At 44.6% G+C, this 1,757-nt stretch carries 3 protein-coding genes; all 3 read left to right on the top strand.

The features are described 5' to 3' along the window. Positions 1-97: 97 nt before the first annotated feature. The 3 genes from V7K89_RS26140 (at position 98) to V7K89_RS26130 (ending at position 1,413) form a co-directional block, all read left to right on the top strand. A complete protein-coding gene (locus V7K89_RS26140; protein WP_335192362.1) occupies positions 98-652 on the top strand; it encodes a WD40 repeat domain-containing protein in 555 nt (184 codons plus the stop codon). 141 nt (positions 653-793) lie between these two features. Then, positions 794-1,063: a hypothetical protein gene (locus V7K89_RS26135; RefSeq protein ID WP_335192360.1), complete on the top strand. Its 270-nt coding sequence runs from the start codon at positions 794-796 to the stop codon at positions 1,061-1,063. Then, the gene (locus tag V7K89_RS26130; protein ID WP_335192359.1) at positions 1,042-1,413 is read left to right on the top strand and encodes a type II toxin-antitoxin system PemK/MazF family toxin; all 372 of its coding nucleotides are present in this window, start codon (positions 1,042-1,044) and stop codon (positions 1,411-1,413) included. The genes V7K89_RS26135 and V7K89_RS26130 overlap by 22 nt, the downstream gene beginning before the upstream one ends. Positions 1,414-1,757 lie beyond the last annotated feature (344 nt).

Raw genomic sequence — 1,757 nt, 5'->3', positions numbered from 1 at the left:
GGCAAATTAACCAAACCAATTATTGCATCTATTGCCCGAAGGCAATATATTTTAGAGGCACTATCTGTAGCCAGCTTTTAGAGAATTGGTATTAAGTGTGAGTTTCAGCCCGGACGGCAAAACTATCGCCACGGCATCATCTGACAAGACAGCGCGGTTGTGGACGCTCAACGGGCAATTGCTGCAAGAATTCAAAGGGCATCAAGGCAGTGTCTTAAGTGTGAGTTTCAGCCCAGACGGCAAAACCATCGCCACGGCATCATCTGACAAGACAGCGTGGTTGTGGACGCTCAACGGGCAATTGCTGCAAGAATTTAAAGGGCATCAAGGCAGTGTCTTAAGTGTGAGTTTCAGCCCGGACGGCAAAACCATTGCCACGGCATCATCTGACAAGACAGCGCGGTTGTGGACGCTCAACGGGCAACTGCTGCAAGAATTTAAAGGGCATCAAGGCAGTGTCTTAAGTGTGAGTTTCAGCCCGGACGGCAAAACCATCGCCACGGCATCATCTGACAACACAGTGCGGTTGTGGCCTGTAGAGAATTTAGACCAATTGCTGGTGCGGGCTTGCAATTGGCTGCAATATTATTTGAAGAATCCTAATGTGAATTTGAGTGAGAGCGATAAGCATCTGTGCGATGATATCAAGTGAAAGCCAAGCAAAGTCTGGCGACAAGCCGCTTCTCTACGAGACGCTGCACGAATGCCTCTACTTATTTTTCCTAATTATTGCAGCCGATACACACTTTAGATGTGTACAATAAAATTGCCATGCAAAACTGAGCGAAAAATTATGCATCGCCAGATTAACATTACCTTGCCAGATGAGACAATTGAACTAATCGCTCAAGTCATTGAAAAAGGCGATTCTCCAGAGGAGAGGCTACGCCAACGCAGTAAATTCATCAACGAAGCTGTGCAATATTATATTGCTCAGAAAACCTTAGCCAATCTTCGACAACAGTTAAAAGAGGGAGCCATCCAACGCGCAGAACGTGATTTGGGTTTAGTAGAAGAGTGGTTTGACTTGGAAGAAGAATTGTGGCACCGAAACGAAAAGTAAATTACCCCAAACGTGGTGAAGTATACTTAGTCAATTTCGATCCAACTATTGGTGCAGAGATTAAAAAAACACGCCCAGCTTTAATCTTGCAAAATGATGTTTCTAACGAACATAGTCCAATCACAGTTGTAGCTGCCATCACCTCAAAGTTTGCAGAACCTTTGTATCCCACTGAAGTGCTGATTAGAGTGCCAGAAGGCGGTTTAGAGGTTGATTCTGTTGTACTTCTCAATCAGATTCGCTCAATTGACAAGCAAAGGCTGATTAAACGTTTGGGAATTCTGCACCCAGAAACGATCGCACAGGTAGATCGAGCAATTCAAATCAGCCTGGGTCTAGTGAAGCTTTGAAGCGATGTCTGGTGACAAGCCACTTCTCTACGAGACGCTGCGCGAATGCGTCTACGCACCTTCTAGAATTATCTCACGCGATCGCCATCTCTTCTCCTCTCATAGAATGATCGAGTAAAAGGGACTCTTTATTGGGGATTGGGTAATCTGGCAATTTACGATGACTCAGAAGATTTGCTACAGCACTATGACTCTTCTATTCTGGGCGCAAATGCTTAAATACTAAAAGGGTAAGCGATCGCAGTTTTATAGCGGGACTTAAACAAAAATCAAGCCCAAATGTAGCCTAAACTGGCTTTATAAGAAGCAAACAGGTGACGATTAAGAGTCAACCAATCGAAAAA

This window comes from Nostoc sp. (assembly GCF_036917515.1).
Taxonomy (GTDB): domain Bacteria; phylum Cyanobacteriota; class Cyanobacteriia; order Cyanobacteriales; family Nostocaceae; genus Nostoc.
Note: the sequence above shows the minus strand (reverse complement) of the source record. Positions and strands in the feature narration are given on the sequence as shown.